Source organism: Streptomyces sp. NBC_01244, from assembly GCF_035987325.1.
Lineage (GTDB): Bacteria > Actinomycetota > Actinomycetes > Streptomycetales > Streptomycetaceae > Streptomyces.
Genome location: NZ_CP108488.1, coordinates 3,331,633 through 3,349,617 on the forward strand (window position 1 = coordinate 3,331,633; position 17,985 = coordinate 3,349,617).

Sequence of the window (17,985 nt, forward strand, 5' to 3'; positions counted from 1 at the left end):
AGCCCTTCGTGACGGGTGATCGATTCGGGCATCGTATCCACCGCCCCCGCCGGACCGATCAGGACCAGCGGCCCGTCCTCGCCAGCAGGACCGCCGCGGCGGCCGTGCCCGCCGTGGAGGTGCGCAGCACCGAGGGGCCCAGCCGGTACGGGTGCGCCCCGGCCGCGGCGAAGGCGGCGAGTTCGTCCGGGGAGACCCCGCCCTCGGGTCCGACGACCAGGACGATGGAGCCGGCGGCGGGCAGTTCCGCGGTGGCCAGCGCGCCCGAGGGGGCGTCCCGGTCCTCGTGCAGGACCACCGCGAGGTCGGCCCCGGCGAGCAGCGTCGCGACCTGCTTGGTCGACAGTGCTTCCTCGACGTCGGGGAAGCGGACCCGGCGGGACTGCTTGCCGGACTCCCGGGCGGTGGCCCGCCACTTCGCGAGGGATTTGGCGCCCCGCTCGCCGCGCCACTGGGTGATGCAGCGCGAAGCCTGCCAGGGAACGATCGCGTCGACGCCGGTCTCCGTCATGGTCTCGACGGCCACCTCGCCCCGGTCGCCCTTGGGCAGGGCCTGGACGACGGTGATCCGGACGGCGGGCTCCGGCTCCTCGAAGACTCCGGACACGGAGACGACGAGGCGGTCCTTGCCCTCGGCGGCCGTCACGACGGCCTCGGCCCAGTCGCCCCGTCCGTCGGTCAGCACGAGGGCCTCGCCCGGGGCCAGCCGCTTCACGGAGACCGCGTGGCGGCCCTCGGGGCCGTCCAGCACGAACTCCGGCCCCGCGGGAACCTTTTCGACCACGAACACCGGGGCGGTCATGACGCACTCCTCATCTGCATTGCCTTCAACACGTCCTGCGCCGCGCCGAGTTCCGCCGCGAGCACCTCCACCAGCTCCCCGGCCGGCAGGGCCCGCGCCAGCCGGTGCCCCTGGCCCGCCCACAGGGCCATGCCCTGCGGGTCCCCGGCCGCGGCGGCGGCCTTGCGCAGCGGCGCGGTCAGGTGGTGGACCTGCGGGTACGCGGCCGGGGCGTACGGGCCGTGCTCGCGCATGAACCGGTTGACCAGCCCGCGGGCCGGCCGGCCGGAGAAGGCACGGGTCAGCTCCGTCCGGACGAACAGGGGGTCGGTCAGCGCCTTCTTGTGCAGGGCGTGCGCGCCGGACTCCGGGCAGGCCAGGAAGGCCGTGCCGAGCTGCGCGGCCTCCGCGCCCGCGGTGAGCAGCGCGGCGATCTGCGAGCCGCGCATCAGGCCGCCCGCCGCGATGATCGGGAGGGCCACGGCCTCGCGCACCTGCGCGACGAGCGCGAGCAGGCCGACTCCGGCCGTGCCGTCGCCCTGCGGGTCGTCGCGGTGGGTGCCCTGGTGGCCGCCCGCTTCCACGCCCTGGACGCAGACGGCGTCGGCGCCGGCCGCCTGCGCGGCGCGGGCCTCCTCGACGGAGGTGACGGTGGCGATCGTGTACGTACCGACCTTGCGCAGGCAGGTGAAGGCCGCGGGTGAGGGCAGGCCGAAGGTGAACGAGACCACGGGTACCGGGTCTTCGATGAGAATGGCCAGTTTGGCGTCGTAGCCGTCGTCGCTGGTGCCGATGATGTCCTCGTCGGCGAGCGAGATCTCGTACCAGGAGGCCTCACTGGCGAGGTGCCCCCGGTAGGCCTCCACGGCGGCCGGGTCCACGTGCCCGGTCTGCGGCAGGAAGAGGTTGACGCCGAAGGGGCGGCGGGTGAGCGCGCGCAGCCGCTTGATCTCCTGGTACATGCCGTCGGCGGTTTTGTAGCCGCCGGCGAGGAAGCCCAGTCCGCCCGCTTCGCACACGGCGGCCGCGAGCGGCGGGCAGGACGCGCCGCCCGCCATGGGCGCCTGCACGATCGGGTACGTGAAGAGACCGTTCGGTGCGGAGGACATGAGCTGCATCGTGCCATGTCCCGCTCACGGGACCGAATCACGGCATTCGCCTGGCATAGTCCCCTTCACCGGGGTGCCCGAATACCGCCGCCGCCCTGCCGTCCCGCATGCCGCGAGCCCGGTCCGGGGCATCCCCGGACCGGGCTCGCAGGTGTTCTCGTACGCTGCCCGTACGCTGCTCCGCGCGCGGCTCAGCGCCCGTTGAAGGCGTCCTTCAGGCGGCTGAACAGGCCTTGCTGGCCCGGCGCGAACTGGCCGAGCGGACGCTCCTCGCCGCGCAGCTTCGCGAGCTGGCGCAGCAGGTCCTCCTGCGCCGGGTCCAGCTTGTTCGGGGTGGTGACCTCGACGTGGACGATCAGGTCTCCGCGGCCGCCGCCGCGCAGGTGCGTGACGCCCCGGCCGTGCAGGGGGATCGCCTGGCCGGACTGGGTGCCGGGCCGGATGTCGATCTCCTCCAGGCCGTCCAGGGTCTCCAGCGGGCACTTGGTGCCCAGGGAGGCCGCGGTCATCGGGATGGTGACCGTGCAGTGCAGGTCGTCCCCGCGCCGCTGGAAGGTCGGGTGCGGCAGCTCGTGGATCTCCACGTACAGGTCGCCGGCGGGGCCGCCGCCGGGGCCGACCTCACCCTCGCCCGCGAGCTGGATCCGGGTGCCGTTCTCGACGCCCGCCGGGATCTTGACGGTGAGGCTGCGGCGGGAGCGGACCCGGCCGTCGCCCGCGCACTCGGGGCACGGGGTCGGGACCACGGTGCCGAAGCCCTGGCACTGCGGGCAGGGGCGCGAGGTCATGACCTGGCCCAGGAAGGACCGGGTGACCTGCGAGACCTCACCGCGGCCGCGGCACATGTCACAGGTCTGCGCCGAGGTGCCGGGTGCGGCGCCTTCGCCGGAGCAGGTGGTGCAGACGATGGCCGTGTCGACCTGGATGTCCTTGGTCGTGCCGAAGGCGGCCTCGTCCAGTTCCAGGTCGAGGCGGATCATGGCGTCCTGGCCGCGGCGGGTCCGCGAGCGCGGTCCGCGCTGCGAGGACTGGCCGAAGAAGGCGTCCATGATGTCGGAGAAGTTGCCGAAGCCACCCGCCCCGAATCCCCCGGCTCCGCCGCCGCCCGAGGAGGACAGCGGGTCGCCGCCGAGGTCGAAGACCTGCTTCTTCTGCGGGTCCGAGAGGACCTCGTAGGCGGCGTTGATCTCCTTGAAACGCTCTTGCGTTTTGGGATCGGGGTTCACATCCGGGTGCAGCTCGCGCGCGAGCCGCCGGAATGCCTTCTTGATCTCGTCCTGCGATGCGTCGCGGCGCACGCCGAGAACGGCGTAGTAGTCCGTGGCCACTTACGACTCCGCCAGGATCTGTCCGACGTAACGTGCCACTGCGCGTACCGCTCCCATCGTTCCGGGGTAGTCCATGCGGGTCGGTCCGACCACGCCGAGTTTGGCGACTGCTTCGCCGCCCGAACCGTAGCCGACCGAGACGACGGACGTGGAGTTCAGTCCCTCGTAGGCGTTCTCATGCCCGATCTTTACGGCCATTCCCGACTCACTGGCCTCGCCCAGCAGCTTGAGGAGCACGACCTGCTCCTCCAGCGCTTCGAGCACCGGCCTGATCGTCAGGGGAAAATCGTGTCCGAAGCGGGTGAGGTTGGCGGTGCCGCCGATCATCAGCCGCTCCTCCGCCTCCTCGACCAGCGTTTCGAGGAGGGTGTCGAGGACGGCACGCACCGTCACCCGGTCCTCGTTCTCGAAGGATTCCGGAAGATCCTGCACCAGCGGCGGCACGTCGGTGAACCGGCGGCCGACGACACGGCTGTTGAGGCGGGCCCGCAGGTCCGCGAGCGAGGCCTCCCCGAAGGGGGTCTGGCAGTCGACGAGCCGCTGCTCGACCCGGCCGGTGTCCGTGATGAGGACGAGCATCAGGCGGGCCGGGGCCAGCGCGAGCAGTTCCACGTGCCGGACGGTGGACCGGGTCAGCGACGGGTACTGGACGACGGCGACCTGCCGGGTGAGCTGCGCGAGCAACCGCACCGTACGGCCGACGACGTCGTCGAGGTCCACGGCCCCGTCGAGGAAGTTCTGGATGGCCCGGCGTTCGGGCGTCGACAGGGGTTTGACCCCCGCCAGCTTGTCGACGAAGAGGCGGTAGCCCTTGTCGGTGGGGATCCGGCCGGCGCTGGTGTGGGGCTGGGCGATGTAGCCCTCGTCCTCCAGGACGGCCATGTCGTTGCGCACGGTGGCGGGCGAGACGCCGAGCCGGTGCCGCTCGGTGAGCGCCTTGGAGCCGACCGGCTCCTCCGTCCCGACGTAGTCCTGGACGATGGCGCGCAGCACTTCGAGTCTGCGTTCGCTGAGCATCGCGCACACCTCCATCGTTTCCGTCGTTCGCGGCTTCGGCAGGCTCTGCCTGCTGGCACTCTGAGCGTTCGAGTGCCAGAGATCCCCCGGTCAGTGTACGGCGGGGTGGTACACCCGTAGCAAGGGCGGCCCGCCAAGGTAGCGTCGCGGCATGGACGTGCGTTGGGAAGAGGCAGGCTGGGAACGGCTCACCGAACGGGCCGGCCGCAAGCGCCTGCCGGTGTGGGACTGCACCGTGGGACTGGTGGTGGGCGAGGATTCGGCCCTCCTGATCGACCCCGGGTCCTCCCTGCGGGAAGGCGCGCTGGTGCGGGCCGAGGCGGAGCGGCTGGCGGGCCGGCGCGTGACCCATCTCGCATTCACACACGGACATTTCGACCACGTACTGGGCGGTGCGGCGTTCGCGGGGGCGGAGGTCTACGGCCCGGTCGGGCTGGACGCCGTGCTCTCGGCGGGCCGGGAGGAGCTGCGCGAGGACGCGGTCCGCCAGGGCCTGCCGGAGGCCGAGGCCGCCGAGGCGGCGGACCTGCTGGTGGTCCCCCGGCACCTGGTGTCGGGCGAGTGGACGCTCGACCTGGGCGGAGTGCAGGTGCTGTTGGCGAACGTGGGCCCGGGTCACACCCGGCACGATCTGGCCGCCTTCGTGCCCGGAGCCCGCGAGGTGGTCTTCTGCGGCGACCTGGTCGAGGAATCGGGCCAGCCGCAGGCGGGTCCGGACTCGGTGCCCGGGCAGTGGCCGGCGGCCCTGGACCGGCTCCTCGCCCTGGGCGGGGACGACGCTCTGTACGTGCCGGGTCACGGAGCGGTGGTCGACGCGGCCTTCGTGCGTGCCCAACGCGACACACTGGCGGCCCGTTTCGGCGTGTCGGACGCCTGAGGCGGCCGGCTCTCCTACCCTCGGCCGGATGCGTGAGTACTCCCCCGACCTGACCCCGCAGTGGAAGCGCGCCAAGCCCGTCCCGGAGGTGCCGGCCGATCCCGATCTGGTGGTCGAGGTGGCGGGTACGGACTTCTGCGGCGCGGTGGTGGCCTGCGAGGCGGGCACGGTCACCCTGGAGGACCGCTTCGGCAAGCGCCGCGTCTTCCCCCTCGAACCCCGTGCCTTCCTCCTGGACGGCGCGGTGGTGACCCTGACCCGCCCGGCCCGGGGGCCGGCCGCCCCGGCCCGTACGGCCTCGGGCTCCCTCGCCGTCCCCGGGGCCCGCGCGCGGGTGGCCCGGGCGGGCCGGATCTACGTGGAGGGCCGCCACGACGCCGAACTGGTCGAACGGGTCTGGGGCGACGACCTGCGGATCGAGGGCGTCGTGGTGGAGTACCTGGAGGGCATCGACGACCTCCCGTCGGTGGTCGCGGACTTCGCCCCCGCCGCGGACGCCCGGCTGGGCATCCTGGTGGACCACCTGGTCCCGGGCTCCAAGGAGTCCCGCATCGCCGCCTCCGTGACCTCCCCGCACGTCCTGATCGTGGGACACCCGTACGTGGACGTCTGGCAGGCGGTGAAACCCTCGGCCCTCGGCATCCGCTCCTGGCCGGTGATCCCGCCCGGCCAGGACTGGAAGACGGGCATCTGCCGGGCCCTGGGCTGGCCGGAGAACACCGGAGCCGCCTGGCAGCACATCCTGTCCCGCGTGACCTCGTACAAGGACCTGGAGCCCACCCTGCTGGGCGCGGTGGAGCACTTGATCGACCACGTGACGGCGTGACCCGGGTGGGGGCGGCCCTGCGGGGCAGAAGTCCCCTACCCGCCCTTCGCCCGTTCCCCGGGGCTCCGCCCCGGCCCCCGCGCCTCAAACGCCGGCGAGGCTGGGAGTGCCCTGCGGGCAATCCAGCCCCGGCCGGCGGAAATCCAGCCCCTCCGGCGTTTGAGGAGCGGGGGTCCGGGGGCTGGCCCCCGGAAACGGCGCCGCACGCGGAACCGGGTCCGGGCGGAGCCCGGGGAACGGTGGAAGGGTGGGTAGGGGACCCGGCCCCGCAGGGCCGCCCCGCCCCCGGCCGGGGCTAGTCCACCAGGTCGCGGACCACCGCGTCGGCCAGGAGGCGACCCCGCAGGGTCAGAACGGCCCGCCCGGCCGCGTACGGGCCGGCTTCGAGGAGCCCGTCGGCCAGTGCACGGACGGACGCCGCCAGCCCCGCAGGCGCCAGCAGCGACAGCGGCACCCCATCGACGAGCCGAAGCTCCAGCAGGATCCGCTCGACCCGCCGGTCCTCCTCCGAGAGGAGCTCCCGCCCCGCCCCCGGCGACCGCCCCTCCGCCAGCGCCGCCGCGTAGGCACCGGGGTGCTTCACGTTCCACCACCGCACCCCGCCCACGTGCGAGTGCGCTCCGGGCCCGGCCCCCCACCAGTCGGCCCCGCGCCAGTACAGCTCGTTGTGCAGGCAGCGCCCGGCCTCGGAGGTGGCCCAGTTCGAGACCTCGTACCAGGAGTACCCCGCCTCGGCCATCACCGCGTCGAGGATCAGGTACCGGTCCGCGTGGACGTCGTCGTCCGTCATCGGGACCTCGCCCCGCCGGATCCGCCGCGCGAGCTGGGTGCCCTCCTCCACGATCAGCGCGTAGGCGCTGATGTGATCGGGTCCGGCCCCCAGGGCCGCCGTCAGCGACGCCCGCCAGTCCTCGTCCGACTCCCCCGGCGTCCCGTAGATCAGGTCCAGGTTCACGTGCTCGAATCCCGCCGCCCGCGCCTCCGCGACGCAGGCCTCCGGGCGTCCGGGGGTGTGCGTACGGTCCAGCACCTTCAGGACGTGCTGCTTGGCGCTCTGCATGCCGAAGGAGATCCGGTTGAAGCCGCCCGCGCGGAGCTCCGCCAGGTAGTCCGGGTTCACCGACTCCGGATTGGCCTCGGTGGTGACCTCGGCGTCCTCGGCCAGCCCGAACTCCTCGCGGATCGCCGCGAGCATCCGTACGAGGTCGCCGGCGGGCAGCAGCGTGGGCGTGCCGCCGCCCACGAAGACGGTCCGTACGGCCCTGGGGTCGTCCCCGAGGACCTTGCGGGCCAGCCTGACCTCGTCGATCAGGGTGTCGGCGTAGTTCTCCCGGGAGGCGAGCACACCGCCGGTGCCCCGCAGCTCGGTGGCCGTGTAGGTGTTGAAGTCGCAGTACCCGCAGCGCGTGGCGCAGTACGGAACGTGCAGGTAGAACCCGAGCGGCCGCTCCCCGGCTCCCGCCAGGGCGTGGAGCGGCAGCGAGCCGTCTTCGGGCATGGGTTCACCGTCGGGCAGTGCGGAAGGCATGCGCCCATTGTCCCGCACTGCCCCAAGGTCGTTTACGGGCTCGCGCCGAGCCCCTGGCTACGCCTCGCGCGACCCCTCGTACATCTCCTCGATGAGGTGCTTGAACTCGCGCTCGACGACCGGCCGCTTCAGCTTGAGGCTCGGGGTGAGGTCCCCGTGCTCCACGTCGAGGTCGCGCGGCAGGAGGCGGAACTTCTTGACCGTCTGCCAGCGCTGGAGGCCCTCGTTGAGGGTCTGGACGTAGGTCTCGATGAGCCGGTTCGTCTCGGGGGCGGCCAGGACCTGGGAGTACGTCTTGCCCTCCAGGCCGTTCTCGGCGGCCCAGACCAGGATGGAGGGCTCGTCGAGGGCGATGAGGGCGGAGCAGAAGTTCCGGTCGGCGCCGTGGACGACGATGCTGGAGACGTAGGGGCACAGGGCCTTGAACCGGCCCTCGATCTCCGCCGGGGCGACGTACTTGCCGCCCGAGGTCTTGATCAGGTCCTTCTTGCGGTCGGTGATGCGCAGGTAGCCGTCCGCGGAGAGCTCGCCGATGTCGCCGGTGTGCAGCCAGCCGTCGGCCTCGAGGACCTCGGCGGTCTTCTCGGGCTGCCCGTGGTAGCCCTGCATGATGCCGGGGCCGCGCAGCAGCACCTCGCCGTCGTCGGCGATGCGGACCTCGGTGCCGGGGAGCGGCTTGCCGACGGTGCCGGTGCGGTAGGCCTCGCCGGGGTTGACGAAGGAGGCGGCGCTGGACTCGGTGAGCCCGTAGCCCTCCAGGATGTGGATGCCCGCGCCGGAGAAGAAGTAGCCGATGTCGGGGGCGAGGGCGGAGGCGCCGGAGACGGCGGCGCGCAGGTTGCCGCCGAAGGCCTCGCGGAGCTTGGAGTAGACGAGCGCGTCGGCGACCTTGTGCTTGGTGGCGAGGCCGAAGGGGGCGCTCGCCCGGCCGGTGCGGCGGAAGTTGTCCTGGGTGACCTTGGCGTACTCGCGGGCCACGCCGACGGACCACTGGAAGATCTTGTACTTGGCGCCGCCGCCGGCCCGGGCCTTGGCGGCGACTCCGTTGTAGACCTTCTCGAAGATGCGCGGGACGGCCGCCATGTAGGTCGGCTGCACGATCGGCAGGTTCTCGATGATCTTGTCGATGCGGCCGTCGACGGCGGTGACGTGGCCGACCTCGATCTGGCCGGAGGTGAGCACCTTGCCGAAGACGTGCGCGAGCGGCAGCCAGAGGTACTGGACGTCGTCCTTGGTGATCAGGCCGGTGGCGACGGTGGCCTTGGCCATGTACGACCAGTTGTCGTGCGGCAGCCGCACGCCCTTGGGGCGCCCCGTGGTGCCGGAGGTGTAGATGAGGGTGGCGAGCTGGTCGGCGGTGATCGCCGCGATCCGCTCCTTGACCGCCTCGGGGTGCTTGGCGAGGTACTCCCGGCCGCGCGCCTCCAGATCGGCGAGGGAGAGCACCCAGCCCTCGGGGTCCCCGTCGGCCGCGACGGCGTCGGCGGCCTGCAGGACCACCACGTGGGCGAGCTCGGGCAGGTCGGCGCGGCGCTCGCGGGCCTTGGCCAGCTGCGCGGCGTCCTCGGCGATCAGGATCCGGCTCTCGGAGTCGGAGAGGATGAACGCCGACTCCTCGGCGTTCGTGCTCGGGTAGATGGTGGTCACGGCGCCGCCGGCGCACATCACGCCGAGGTCGGCGAGGATCCACTCCACCCGGGTGTTGGAGGACAGCGCCACGCGCTGCTCCGGCTGGATCCCGAGGTCGATGATTCCGGCCGCGATGGCGAAGACCCGCTCGGCGGCCTGGCCCCAGCTCAGCGACTTCCAGTCGTCCGGGCCGCCCCGGCCGTCGGCCGCGGGCACCGGATAGCGGTAGGCCTCGCCGTTCGGCGTGGCGGCGACACGCTCCAGGAAGAGGGTCGCCACGGTGGGCGGGCGGTTCTCGATCAAGGTCTGTGTGTCGCTCACGGACATCCTCCGGACCACTCGGCAGGGCCTGTTCATCACAGGGGCGGACTGACTGGGTGGTGGGTCAGGGTGGGTGGCTGAGTCAGGGCTTGGCCGCATCCGACCAAAAAACTGGCGAGTAACCAACGAGCATTGATCAGACTAGGGGCCCTCCGTCTGGCGCGTAAGAGGCCCTGGGGCGCCGATTCATAACGAAACAGACCCCCGCGCCGGAGCGCGGGGGCCTGCTTCTCATCCGATGACGGTCGCTGCGGCTACTTCTTCTTGCCGCCGGACTCGTCACTGGAGAGGACGGCGATGAAGGCCTCCTGCGGGACCTCCACGGAGCCGACCATCTTCATGCGCTTCTTGCCTTCCTTCTGCTTCTCCAGCAGCTTCCGCTTACGGGAGATGTCACCGCCGTAGCACTTGGCGAGGACGTCCTTGCGGATGGCGCGGATGGTCTCGCGGGCGATGACGCGGGAGCCGACGGCCGCCTGGATCGGGATCTCGAAGGCCTGCCGCGGGATGAGCTCGCGCAGCTTGGCCACCAGGCGTACGCCGTAGGCGTAGGCCGCGTCCTTGTGGCAGACGGCGGAGAAGGCGTCGACCTTGTCGCCGTGCAGCAGGATGTCGACCTTGACCAGGCTGCCGGACTGCTCGCCGGTGGGCTCGTAGTCGAGGGAGGCGTAGCCGCGCGTCTTGGACTTCAGCTGGTCGAAGAAGTCGAAGACGATCTCCGCGAGCGGCAGCGTGTAGCGGATCTCGACCCGGTCCTCGGAGAGGTAGTCCATCCCGAGGAGGGTGCCGCGGCGCTGCTGGCAGAGCTCCATGATCGCGCCGATGAACTCGGAGGGCGCGAGCAGGGTGGCCCGTACGACCGGCTCGAACACGTCCGAGATCTTGCCCTCGGGGAACTCGCTCGGGTTGGTGACGGAGACTTCCTTGCCGTCCTCCATGACGACGCGGTAGACCACGTTCGGCGCGGTGGCGATCAGGTCGAGACCGAACTCGCGCTCCAGGCGCTCGCGCACCACGTCCAGGTGGAGCAGACCGAGGAAGCCGACGCGGAAGCCGAAGCCGAGCGCCGCCGAGGTCTCCGGCTCGTAGACCAGCGCGGCGTCGTTGAGCTGGAGCTTGTCCAGGGCCTCGCGCAGGTCGGGGTAGTCCGAGCCGTCGAGCGGGTACAGGCCCGAGAAGACCATCGGGCGCGGGTCCTTGTAGCCGCCGAGGGCTTCGGTCGCGCCGTTGTGCAGGCTGGTGATGGTGTCACCGACCTTGGACTGACGGACGTCCTTCACGCCGGTGATGATGTAGCCCACCTCGCCGACGCCGATGCCGTCGGCCGGGGTCATCTCCGGGGAGGAGACGCCGATCTCCAGCAGCTCGTGCGTGGCGCCGGTCGACATCATCCGGATGCGCTCGCGCTTGTTGAGCTGACCGTCGACCACACGCACGTACGTCACGACACCGCGGTACGAGTCGTAGACGGAGTCGAAGATCATCGCGCGGGCCGGGGCGTCCTTGGGGCCGACCGGGGCCGGGACCGTGGCGACGATCTTGTCGAGCAGCACGTCCACGCCGAGACCGGTCTTCGCCGAGACGCGCAGGACGTCCTCGGGCTGGCAGCCGACCAGGTTCGCGAGCTCCTCGGCGAACTTCTCCGGCTGGGCGGCCGGCAGGTCGATCTTGTTCAGGACCGGGACGATCGCGAGGTCCTTCTCCATCGCCAGGTACAGGTTGGCGAGGGTCTGCGCCTCGATGCCCTGGGCCGCGTCCACCAGGAGGACCGTGCCCTCGCACGCCGCCAGGGAACGCGAGACCTCGTAGGTGAAGTCGACGTGCCCGGGGGTGTCGATCATGTTGAGGATGTGGGTCTTGCCCTGGTCCTCACCCGTGTTCGGCGCCCACGGCAGTCGGACCGCCTGGGACTTGATCGTGATGCCGCGCTCACGCTCGATGTCCATGCGGTCGAGGTACTGGGCGCGCATCTGCCGCGAGTCCACCACACCGGTGAGCTGGAGCATCCGGTCGGCAAGGGTCGACTTGCCGTGGTCGATGTGCGCGATGATGCAGAAATTGCGGATCAGCGCCGGGTCGGTACGGCTCGGCTCGGGCACGTGGCTGGGGATCGCGGGCACGCAGTGTCCTGATTCTCGGGTCGCAGTCGGAACGAAGTGTGGGCGTCGGTCTGCGCGAAGTCGGATCTGCTCGGCTCTATACGCAGACTCCCATGGTCCCATGAACCGGGGAGTGCGCTCGGTTTGGGCCGGTCGGAAGGCAGCTGGTAGCCTGAGCAGCTGTGTCTCGTGTGCCCTCTAGCTCTACGGGACGCAATCCGAAGATCAAATCTCTGAACCTGCAAAGGCTCTTTCGTGGCGAACATCAAGTCCCAGGTCAAGCGCAACAAGACGAACGAGAAGGCTCGCCTTCGCAACAAGGCCGTCAAGTCCTCGCTCAAGACCGCCATCCGCAAGGCCCGTGAGGCCGTCGTCGCCGGTGACGTCGAGAAGGCCACCGTGGCTTCCCGCGCCGCTTCCCGCGCGCTCGACAAGGCCGTTTCGAAGGGTGTCATCCACAAGAACGCCGCCGCCAACAAGAAGTCGGCGCTGGCGATCAAGGTTGCCTCCCTTCAGGGCTGAGCCCCTGATGTGATCGCCGGGCAAGGAACCAGCGGGCCCTCTCTCCCGCTCCCGACCGGCACTCCGCGCCGCACACGAAGCGTTCGCCACGCGGGTGCGGTGCAACCCCAGAAGTAACCGAAGGCCCCGACCGCCTCCCTTCCCCAGGGCAGCGACCGGGGCCTTCGGCATGCGGGGACCCTCCGGGACCCAGGGCGCCGGGACCAGGCACACGGGCCCCGGGCCGGCTGCCCGGACCCCGGGTCACACGGGAGCAGCGCGAGCCCGCACGGGAACTCGGGGACCCACGGGCCCCAAGGTCGGCCGCCCTAGACCTCGGGTCCCCACGTGAGCAGCCGGAGCCCGCACGGGACCTGCGGGAACACACGGGAGCGGCCCCAGACCGCACGGGGCCTCGGGGGCCCACGACAGCAGCCCCGGACCGCACGAAACCCCGAGTCGTACGGGACTCCGAGCCGTACGGGACTCCGAGCCGTACGGGACCCCGAGCCGTACGGGACCCCGAGCCGTACCGGCCACCGAGCCGTACCGGCCACCGGCCCACCTCGGACGGAGCCCACTCCGAGCCCGAACCGCTCCGCACCCCGGACCGCTCTGACCTCCGGGGCCACTCAGAACTCCGGGCCGCTCACGCCCCCGGACCATCGGCCGCACGCAGCGCCGAGTAGCACCGGCGCTCCCGGCCACGGACTCGGAGCACAGCCCGCGCGGAACCACCTGGCCGCCCATGGCCCCGAGAAGTCCCCGGGCCGTCAAGGCCCGGGGCCACCGGCCGCGCGCGGCGCCGGGTCGTTACGGGAACTCCGGGCAGCACGGGACTCAGGGCGCGGCCCACTCGGGTTCCGGCCCACCGGCGGCCCCGGCAAAACCCTGGGAAGGCCCCGGCCGGCCCAGGGGCACGGGGACTGGCCGCGCGGAGCCCCGAGCCGAGCCGTACGGGAACTCCGGGCCCCACGGGGCTCGGGCATGGCCCGCTCAGGGCCCCCTGCCCGCTCTCAGCCCCAGCAGGCTCGGGGCCCCACGAAGCCTCAGGACCCCGGGCCCACCGGCCACACGGAGCGCCGGCGTCGCGTCGTACGGGAGCTACAGGCGGACACCGGAGCCCCTCAGGCCGGCGCCGGGGGCCTTCCGGGTGCGGCGGGGCGGGCCGTGACAGCGGCGAGGACAGTGGCCGTGAGGATCTCCGGCGCCTCGGCGGGGGCCATCCGCCCGGCCTGGACCTCGGCGGCGGCCGCGTGGACCAGGCTGTAGACGACCGTGACCAGCCAGTCCGCGGACAGGTCGGCGCGCAGCTCGCCGCTCTCCCGGCCGCGGCCGATCAGCCGGCGGACGGGAGCGAGGATCCGGTCGTGGCGCTCGCGCAGCCGCTCGGGCGGCAGCGCCGCGGAGACGGCCGCGAACACCGCGGAGTGTCTGTCGAGAATCCGCCACGAACTGCGAACGAGGAACCCGAGGGCCTCCTCGGCGCCCATCTCGGCCGCTCCGCCCTCACCGTCGAGCGCCTCCAGCGTGGCCGCGGCCTCGTCGACGGCCCGGTCGAGCGCGGCGTCGAGGAGGGCTTCCCTGGTCGCGAAGTGCGAGTACAGCGTGACGCGGCTGACTCCCGCCGCGCGGGCGACGGCGGCCATGCTCGCCTGCGGGTCGGCGAGAAAACAGTCCAGGCCCGCATCGACGATCGCGGCGGCGTTGCGCTCGGCGTCTGCGCGGCGGGGGCGGGGTGCGTCGGAGACCATGACAGCAAACTTAACACCACTGTTCACATTCCCCCGGCGAAGCCGCATACTCAATCCCTAACACCCCCGTTAACTTTAGGAGCGGCTTCGCCATGCCCTCGCACGCCCCGCACACCCAAAACCAGAACCGGGACAAGGACGCACACCCCCACCCGGTTCCCCACCCCCACCGGGGCGCCCTCCTCGTCCTCCTCTGCCTGGCCCAGTTCATGCTCATCGCCGACGTCACCGTCGTGAACGTCGCCCTCCCCGCCATCGGCGCCGACCTCTCCCTCTCCGGCCCCGGCCTGACCTGGGTCGTCACGGCGTACACCCTGTTCTTCGGCGCCCTCCTGCTGGCCGGCGGCCGACTCGCGGACCGCTTCGGTGCGGTGCGGACGTTCCTGGCCGGGCTGGCCCTCTTCACCGCCGCCTCGGCTGCCTCCGGGCTCGCGGCGGACACCGCCACACTGATCGCGGCCCGCTCGGCACAGGGCGTCGGTGCGGCCCTGCTCTCGCCGGCCGCCCTGTCCCTGGTCACGACCCTGTTCCAGGGTCCGGCCCGGCACCGGGCCCTCGGCGCCTGGGCGGCGATCGGCGGCACCGGTGCGGCCCTCGGGGTCCTGCTCGGCGGGATCCTCACCGACGGGCCCGGCTGGCGTTGGATCTTCTACCTCAACCTGCCCGTCGGCGCACTCGCCCTGCTCGGGGTCCCGGTCCTGCTCGGCCGCCCGCTCCGCCGCACCTCCGGCGCGGCAGATCCCGGCCGCCGGACACCCGTGAACGTGCCCGCGATCCTCCTGCCGACCCTGGCCGCGGCCGCACTCGTCTACGGGCTGACCGAACGCTCCTGGCTCCCGGCCATCGGCGCCCTGGCCGCGGTGGCCCTCCTGGTGGCGACGCAACGCCGCTCCACGAACCCGCTGATGCCGCCCGCCATGCCGGGCCTGCGCTCCCTGCTGGGCGGCAGCGCGGTGATGCTGGGGGCGGCGGGCCTGCTCGTGACCGCGTTCTACCTGAGCTCCCTGCACATCCAGCAATCCCTCGGGCGGAGCCCCTTGGTCACCGGGCTGGCCTTCCTCCCGGCGGCGGTGGCCGCCACCGCGGGCGCACACCTGGGTTCCCGGCTGCTCCCCCGCTTCGGCTGGCGCCCGGTCGGCGCGGCGGCGTTCACCCTGGCCGCCGCGGGCGCGGCCCTCACTCCCCTGGGCGGCCTCTGGTCGGGCCTGGTCCCCGGCTTCGCCCTGCTGGCCCTCGGACTCGGAGCGGCGTTCGTGTGCGCCACGACCTCGGCGCTCTCCGAAGTGGCCCCGGCCCACACCGGCCTGGCCTCCGGTCTGGTCGGCACCTCGCACGAACTGGGCGCGGCCCTCGCCATCGCCGCCCTGGCCTCAGCCGACTTCACCACCCTCGCCTACCCGGCCCTGACCCTGGCCCTGGCCACCCCCTTCCTCCTCCCCCCGGGCCACCCCGACCCCGCCTCCCCCCACGCAATGGCCCACTGAAGCCGGACCCCAATCCAGCCCGTCCGGCGTTTGCGGACCACGTCCGGGCGGAGCCCGGAGAACGAGCGAAGGGCGGGCAGAGGACAGCCCCCCACAGGACCCACCACCGGCACCAGCAGTCCGGCCCCGCATCAGGCCGCAAGGCCCCTGGACCCGGGGCCCGGGGCCGGCTACGGGGACCAGGGGCTCAACCCTGGGGACCCGGCGGCTCGACTCCGGCGCCCGGGCGCCAGGCTCCGAGGTGCCAGGAGCCGGGGGCCACGGCGCAAGGGGCAGGGGCAGGAGCCGGGGGCCACGGCGCCAGGGGCAGGGGCCGGGGCCGGGGCCGGGGGCAGGGGGCAGGGGGCAGGGGGCAGGGGCAACCGGACAGGCTCTGGGGCCCGGGGCTAGCCCCGGCGGGTCCGCGCCGCCCGGGCGACCGCGACGACTGCCTTCTCGAGCGCGTACTCCGGGTCGTCACCCCCGCCCTTCACCCCCGCATCGGCATCAGCCACGGCTCGCAGGGCGTCCGCGACACCATCCGCCGACCACCCCCGCATCTGCTGCCGGACCCGGTCGATCTTCCACGGCGGCATCCCGAGGTCACGTGCGAGGTCCCCGGGTCGGGCCCCCCGCGGGGCCGAGGCCAGCTTCCCGATCGCCCGTACCGCCTGGGCCAGCGCGCTGGTGATCAGCACCGGGGCCACCCCGGTGGACAGGGACCAGCGCAGGGCCTCCAGGGCCTCCGCGGCGCGACCCTCCACCGCCCGGTCGGCGACGGTGAAGCTCGAGGCCTCGGCCCGGCCGGTGTAGTAGCGGCCGACGACGGCCTCGTCGATCGTGCCCTCGACGTCCGCGCACAGCTGCGCCGCCGCGCTCGCCAGCTCCCGCAGGTCGCTGCCGATCGCGTCGACCAGCGTCTGGCAGGCCTCGGGCGTGGCCGAACGGCCCAGCGTCCGGAACTCTCCCCGCACGAACGCCAGCCGGTCCGCCGGCTTCGTCATCTTCGGGCAGGCGATCTCGCGGGCACCCGCCTTGCGCGCGGCGTCCAGCAGGCCCTTGCCCTTGACGCCACCCGCGTGCAGGAGGACGAGGGCGATCTCCTCGAACGGCGAGCCGAGGTACGCCTTGACCTCCTTGACCGTGTCGGCCGAGAGGTCCTGCGCATTGCGCACGACGAGCACCTTGCGCTCCGAGAAGAGCGAGGGGCTGGTCAACTCGGCCAACGTGCCCGGCTGGAGCTGCTCGGAGGCGAGGTCACGCACGTCCGTGTCGGCATCGGCGGCTCGCGCCGCCGTCACGACCTCCCGCACGGCGCGGTCGAGCAGCAGGTCCTCCTGCCCCACCGCGAGGGTGATCGGGGCGAGCGGATCGTCGGTGGAATTCTTCCTGGTGGCCATCGCCTCCAGCATCCCACGCCGCACTGACAGACCCTCGCGCCCCGGCCCCCTCCCCCGTGCCCGAGAATGGCCGGGTGAACGTGCGACATGTACTGGTCCTGCCCGACCGCGACACCGCCGAGGAGGTGGCGCGGGAGGTGGTCGACCGCTTCGGCCTCCCGGAGGAACCGCAGCTGGTCCGCGACGCCCTCGCCGGCGAGGACGACGCCGAGGACGCCCAGTGGCTGGTGGTCGTCGAGGACCCGCGCGAACGGCTGGACGCCACCGCCCTGGACGAGCTCGCCGCCGAGTACGACGGCTGGCTCGAAGCCCCGTAGCCACCGGACCCCACCCGGTCAGGCCTTGTGCACGACCTGCATGTCCAGGGTCACTTCCACGTTCGAACCGATCGCCGCGATCCCGTGCGCCAGCATCGACTGCCAGTTCAGCGTGAAGTCCTCGCGGTTCAGTTCGGCGGTCGCCCTGCAGGCCGCCCTCGGCTCGCCCTCCAGGCCCGTACCCAGACCCAGGTAGTCGGTGCCCAGGGTGACGGACCGGCTGACCCCGTGGAGGGTGAGAGCGCCCGCCACGGACCAGCGGCTGCCGCTGCGGTGGATGAACCGCTCGCTGTAGAACTCCACCGTGGGGTGGCGGGCCGCGTCCAGGAAGTCCGCGGAGCGCAGGTGGTCGTCCCGCATCCGCAGCCCGGTGTCGATGCTCGCCGCGTCGATGATCACGTGCATGGAGGAGTCCTCCATGCGCTCGGCTATCCGCACCGCGCCGGCGAAGGTGTTGAACCGGCCGTTGATCCGGGCGAAGCCGATGTGACGGGCCGAGAACCCGATCGACGAATGCCCCGGATCGAGCTCCCAGTGGCCCGGCTGCGGCAGCAGCGGCGGATCCACCGAGTCCAGGACGATCTCCCCGGTGCCCGGCTGCGCCGGGTCCCCCACCAGCGTCGCCCCGTGGAAGGGCGCGTAGCCCTCGGCCGTGACGGCCAGCCGGTACTCGCCTGCCGGCACCGCCGCCGTGAACCCGCCGTACGGGTCGGTCTCCCCGCTGACGATCCGTCGGCCTATCGGGTCGGTCACCTCGAACTTGGCCTGCCGGACGGGCTGGTGGACCGTGTCGAGGACCCGGCAGCTGAGCAGCCGCGCGGTATGAGGAAGCGTCAGTGTCGCGGATGTCTGGGGACTGGCGCTTCCCGCCGTCTCCATCCCCCGTCTGCGACTGAACATGGTTTATGCACCCCCGTGCTGTGTGGGCTTGCACCGCTCTGGCGAAAACGCATTCGATCATGCTGTCGGGTTGTGGGCAAACGGAGCGGTCACTCCTGGTATGCCCGTGCGGCGCCCGTCGCCGGACGGCCGGGA

15 protein-coding genes are annotated in these 17,985 nt (G+C 72.4%); 5 read left to right on the top strand and 10 right to left on the bottom strand.

The features are described from left to right. Nucleotides 1–58 precede the first annotated feature (58 nt). The 4 genes from OG247_RS14850 to hrcA all read right to left on the bottom strand — a co-directional run bounded on the left by OG247_RS14850 (nt 59) and on the right by hrcA (nt 4,235). Nucleotides 59–802, bottom strand: a complete 744-nt coding sequence (locus OG247_RS14850) for a 16S rRNA (uracil(1498)-N(3))-methyltransferase (RefSeq protein WP_327252700.1) — start codon at nt 800–802, stop codon at nt 59–61. Beyond that, a complete protein-coding gene (locus tag OG247_RS14855; protein ID WP_327252701.1) occupies nt 799–1,890 on the bottom strand; it encodes a nitronate monooxygenase in 1,092 nt (363 codons plus the stop codon). Before OG247_RS14855 ends, OG247_RS14850 begins: the two co-directional genes overlap by 4 nt. Nucleotides 1,891–2,081: 191 nt before the next feature. Then, nucleotides 2,082–3,218 carry a molecular chaperone DnaJ gene (dnaJ, locus tag OG247_RS14860; RefSeq protein WP_327252702.1) on the bottom strand — a complete coding sequence of 379 codons (1,137 nt, stop codon included), beginning with the start codon at nt 3,216–3,218 and terminating at the stop codon, nt 2,082–2,084. Beyond that, nucleotides 3,219–4,235: a heat-inducible transcriptional repressor HrcA gene (gene hrcA / locus OG247_RS14865; protein ID WP_327252703.1), complete on the bottom strand. Its 1,017-nt coding sequence runs from the start codon at nt 4,233–4,235 to the stop codon at nt 3,219–3,221. Nucleotides 4,236–4,386: 151 nt separating this feature from the next. On the opposite strand from hrcA, the gene OG247_RS14870 reads away from it, so the two are divergent. Together OG247_RS14870 and OG247_RS14875 are read left to right on the top strand one after the other, a co-directional pair. After that, nucleotides 4,387–5,112 carry an MBL fold metallo-hydrolase gene (locus tag OG247_RS14870; RefSeq protein ID WP_327252704.1) on the top strand — a complete coding sequence of 242 codons (726 nt, stop codon included), beginning with the start codon at nt 4,387–4,389 and terminating at the stop codon, nt 5,110–5,112. Between the two features lie 28 nt (nt 5,113–5,140). Then, nucleotides 5,141–5,938, top strand: a complete 798-nt coding sequence (locus OG247_RS14875) for a DUF3097 domain-containing protein (protein WP_327252705.1) — start codon at nt 5,141–5,143, stop codon at nt 5,936–5,938. Nucleotides 5,939–6,233: 295 nt separating this feature from the next. Here the strand turns inward: OG247_RS14875 and hemW are convergent, their stop codons facing one another. The 3 genes from hemW to lepA all read right to left on the bottom strand — a co-directional run bounded on the left by hemW (nt 6,234) and on the right by lepA (nt 11,536). Continuing rightward, complete coding sequence (gene hemW, locus OG247_RS14880; RefSeq protein ID WP_327252706.1) at nt 6,234–7,466, bottom strand: radical SAM family heme chaperone HemW; 1,233 nt, start codon at nt 7,464–7,466, stop codon at nt 6,234–6,236. A gap of 57 nt (nt 7,467–7,523) precedes the next feature. Then, the gene (locus OG247_RS14885) at nt 7,524–9,416 is read right to left on the bottom strand and encodes an AMP-dependent synthetase/ligase (protein ID WP_327252707.1); all 1,893 of its coding nucleotides are present in this window, start codon (nt 9,414–9,416) and stop codon (nt 7,524–7,526) included. 254 nt (nt 9,417–9,670) lie between these two features. Continuing rightward, entirely contained in the window at nt 9,671–11,536 is a 1,866-nt protein-coding gene (lepA, locus tag OG247_RS14890) for a translation elongation factor 4 (RefSeq protein WP_327252708.1), read from the bottom strand. Nucleotides 11,537–11,770: 234 nt separating this feature from the next. On the opposite strand from lepA, the gene rpsT reads away from it, so the two are divergent. Continuing rightward, the gene (rpsT, locus tag OG247_RS14895; RefSeq protein ID WP_243334768.1) at nt 11,771–12,037 is read left to right on the top strand and encodes a 30S ribosomal protein S20; all 267 of its coding nucleotides are present in this window, start codon (nt 11,771–11,773) and stop codon (nt 12,035–12,037) included. A 1,106-nt stretch (nt 12,038–13,143) separates the two neighbouring features. Here rpsT and OG247_RS14900 read toward each other — a convergent pair. Further along, nucleotides 13,144–13,770 carry a TetR/AcrR family transcriptional regulator gene (locus OG247_RS14900; protein ID WP_327252709.1) on the bottom strand — a complete coding sequence of 209 codons (627 nt, stop codon included), beginning with the start codon at nt 13,768–13,770 and terminating at the stop codon, nt 13,144–13,146. A gap of 92 nt (nt 13,771–13,862) precedes the next feature. Here OG247_RS14900 and OG247_RS14905 point away from each other — a divergent pair, with 92 nt between their 5' ends. After that, nucleotides 13,863–15,254 (top strand): MFS transporter, encoded by a 1,392-nt coding sequence (locus OG247_RS14905; RefSeq protein WP_327252710.1) that lies wholly within the window; start codon nt 13,863–13,865, stop codon nt 15,252–15,254. Nucleotides 15,255–15,640: 386 nt separating this feature from the next. Here OG247_RS14905 and holA read toward each other — a convergent pair whose 3' ends face one another. Then, nucleotides 15,641–16,633 (bottom strand): DNA polymerase III subunit delta, encoded by a 993-nt coding sequence (holA, locus tag OG247_RS14910; RefSeq protein ID WP_327257480.1) that lies wholly within the window; start codon nt 16,631–16,633, stop codon nt 15,641–15,643. A 74-nt stretch (nt 16,634–16,707) separates the two neighbouring features. On the opposite strand from holA, the gene OG247_RS14915 reads away from it, so the two are divergent. Then, entirely contained in the window at nt 16,708–16,950 is a 243-nt protein-coding gene (locus tag OG247_RS14915) for a hypothetical protein (protein WP_243334774.1), read from the top strand. 18 nt (nt 16,951–16,968) lie between these two features. Here the strand turns inward: OG247_RS14915 and OG247_RS14920 are convergent, their stop codons facing one another. Continuing rightward, the gene (locus tag OG247_RS14920; RefSeq protein WP_442813286.1) at nt 16,969–17,850 is read right to left on the bottom strand and encodes a YceI family protein; all 882 of its coding nucleotides are present in this window, start codon (nt 17,848–17,850) and stop codon (nt 16,969–16,971) included. Nucleotides 17,851–17,985: the final 135 nt, after the last annotated feature.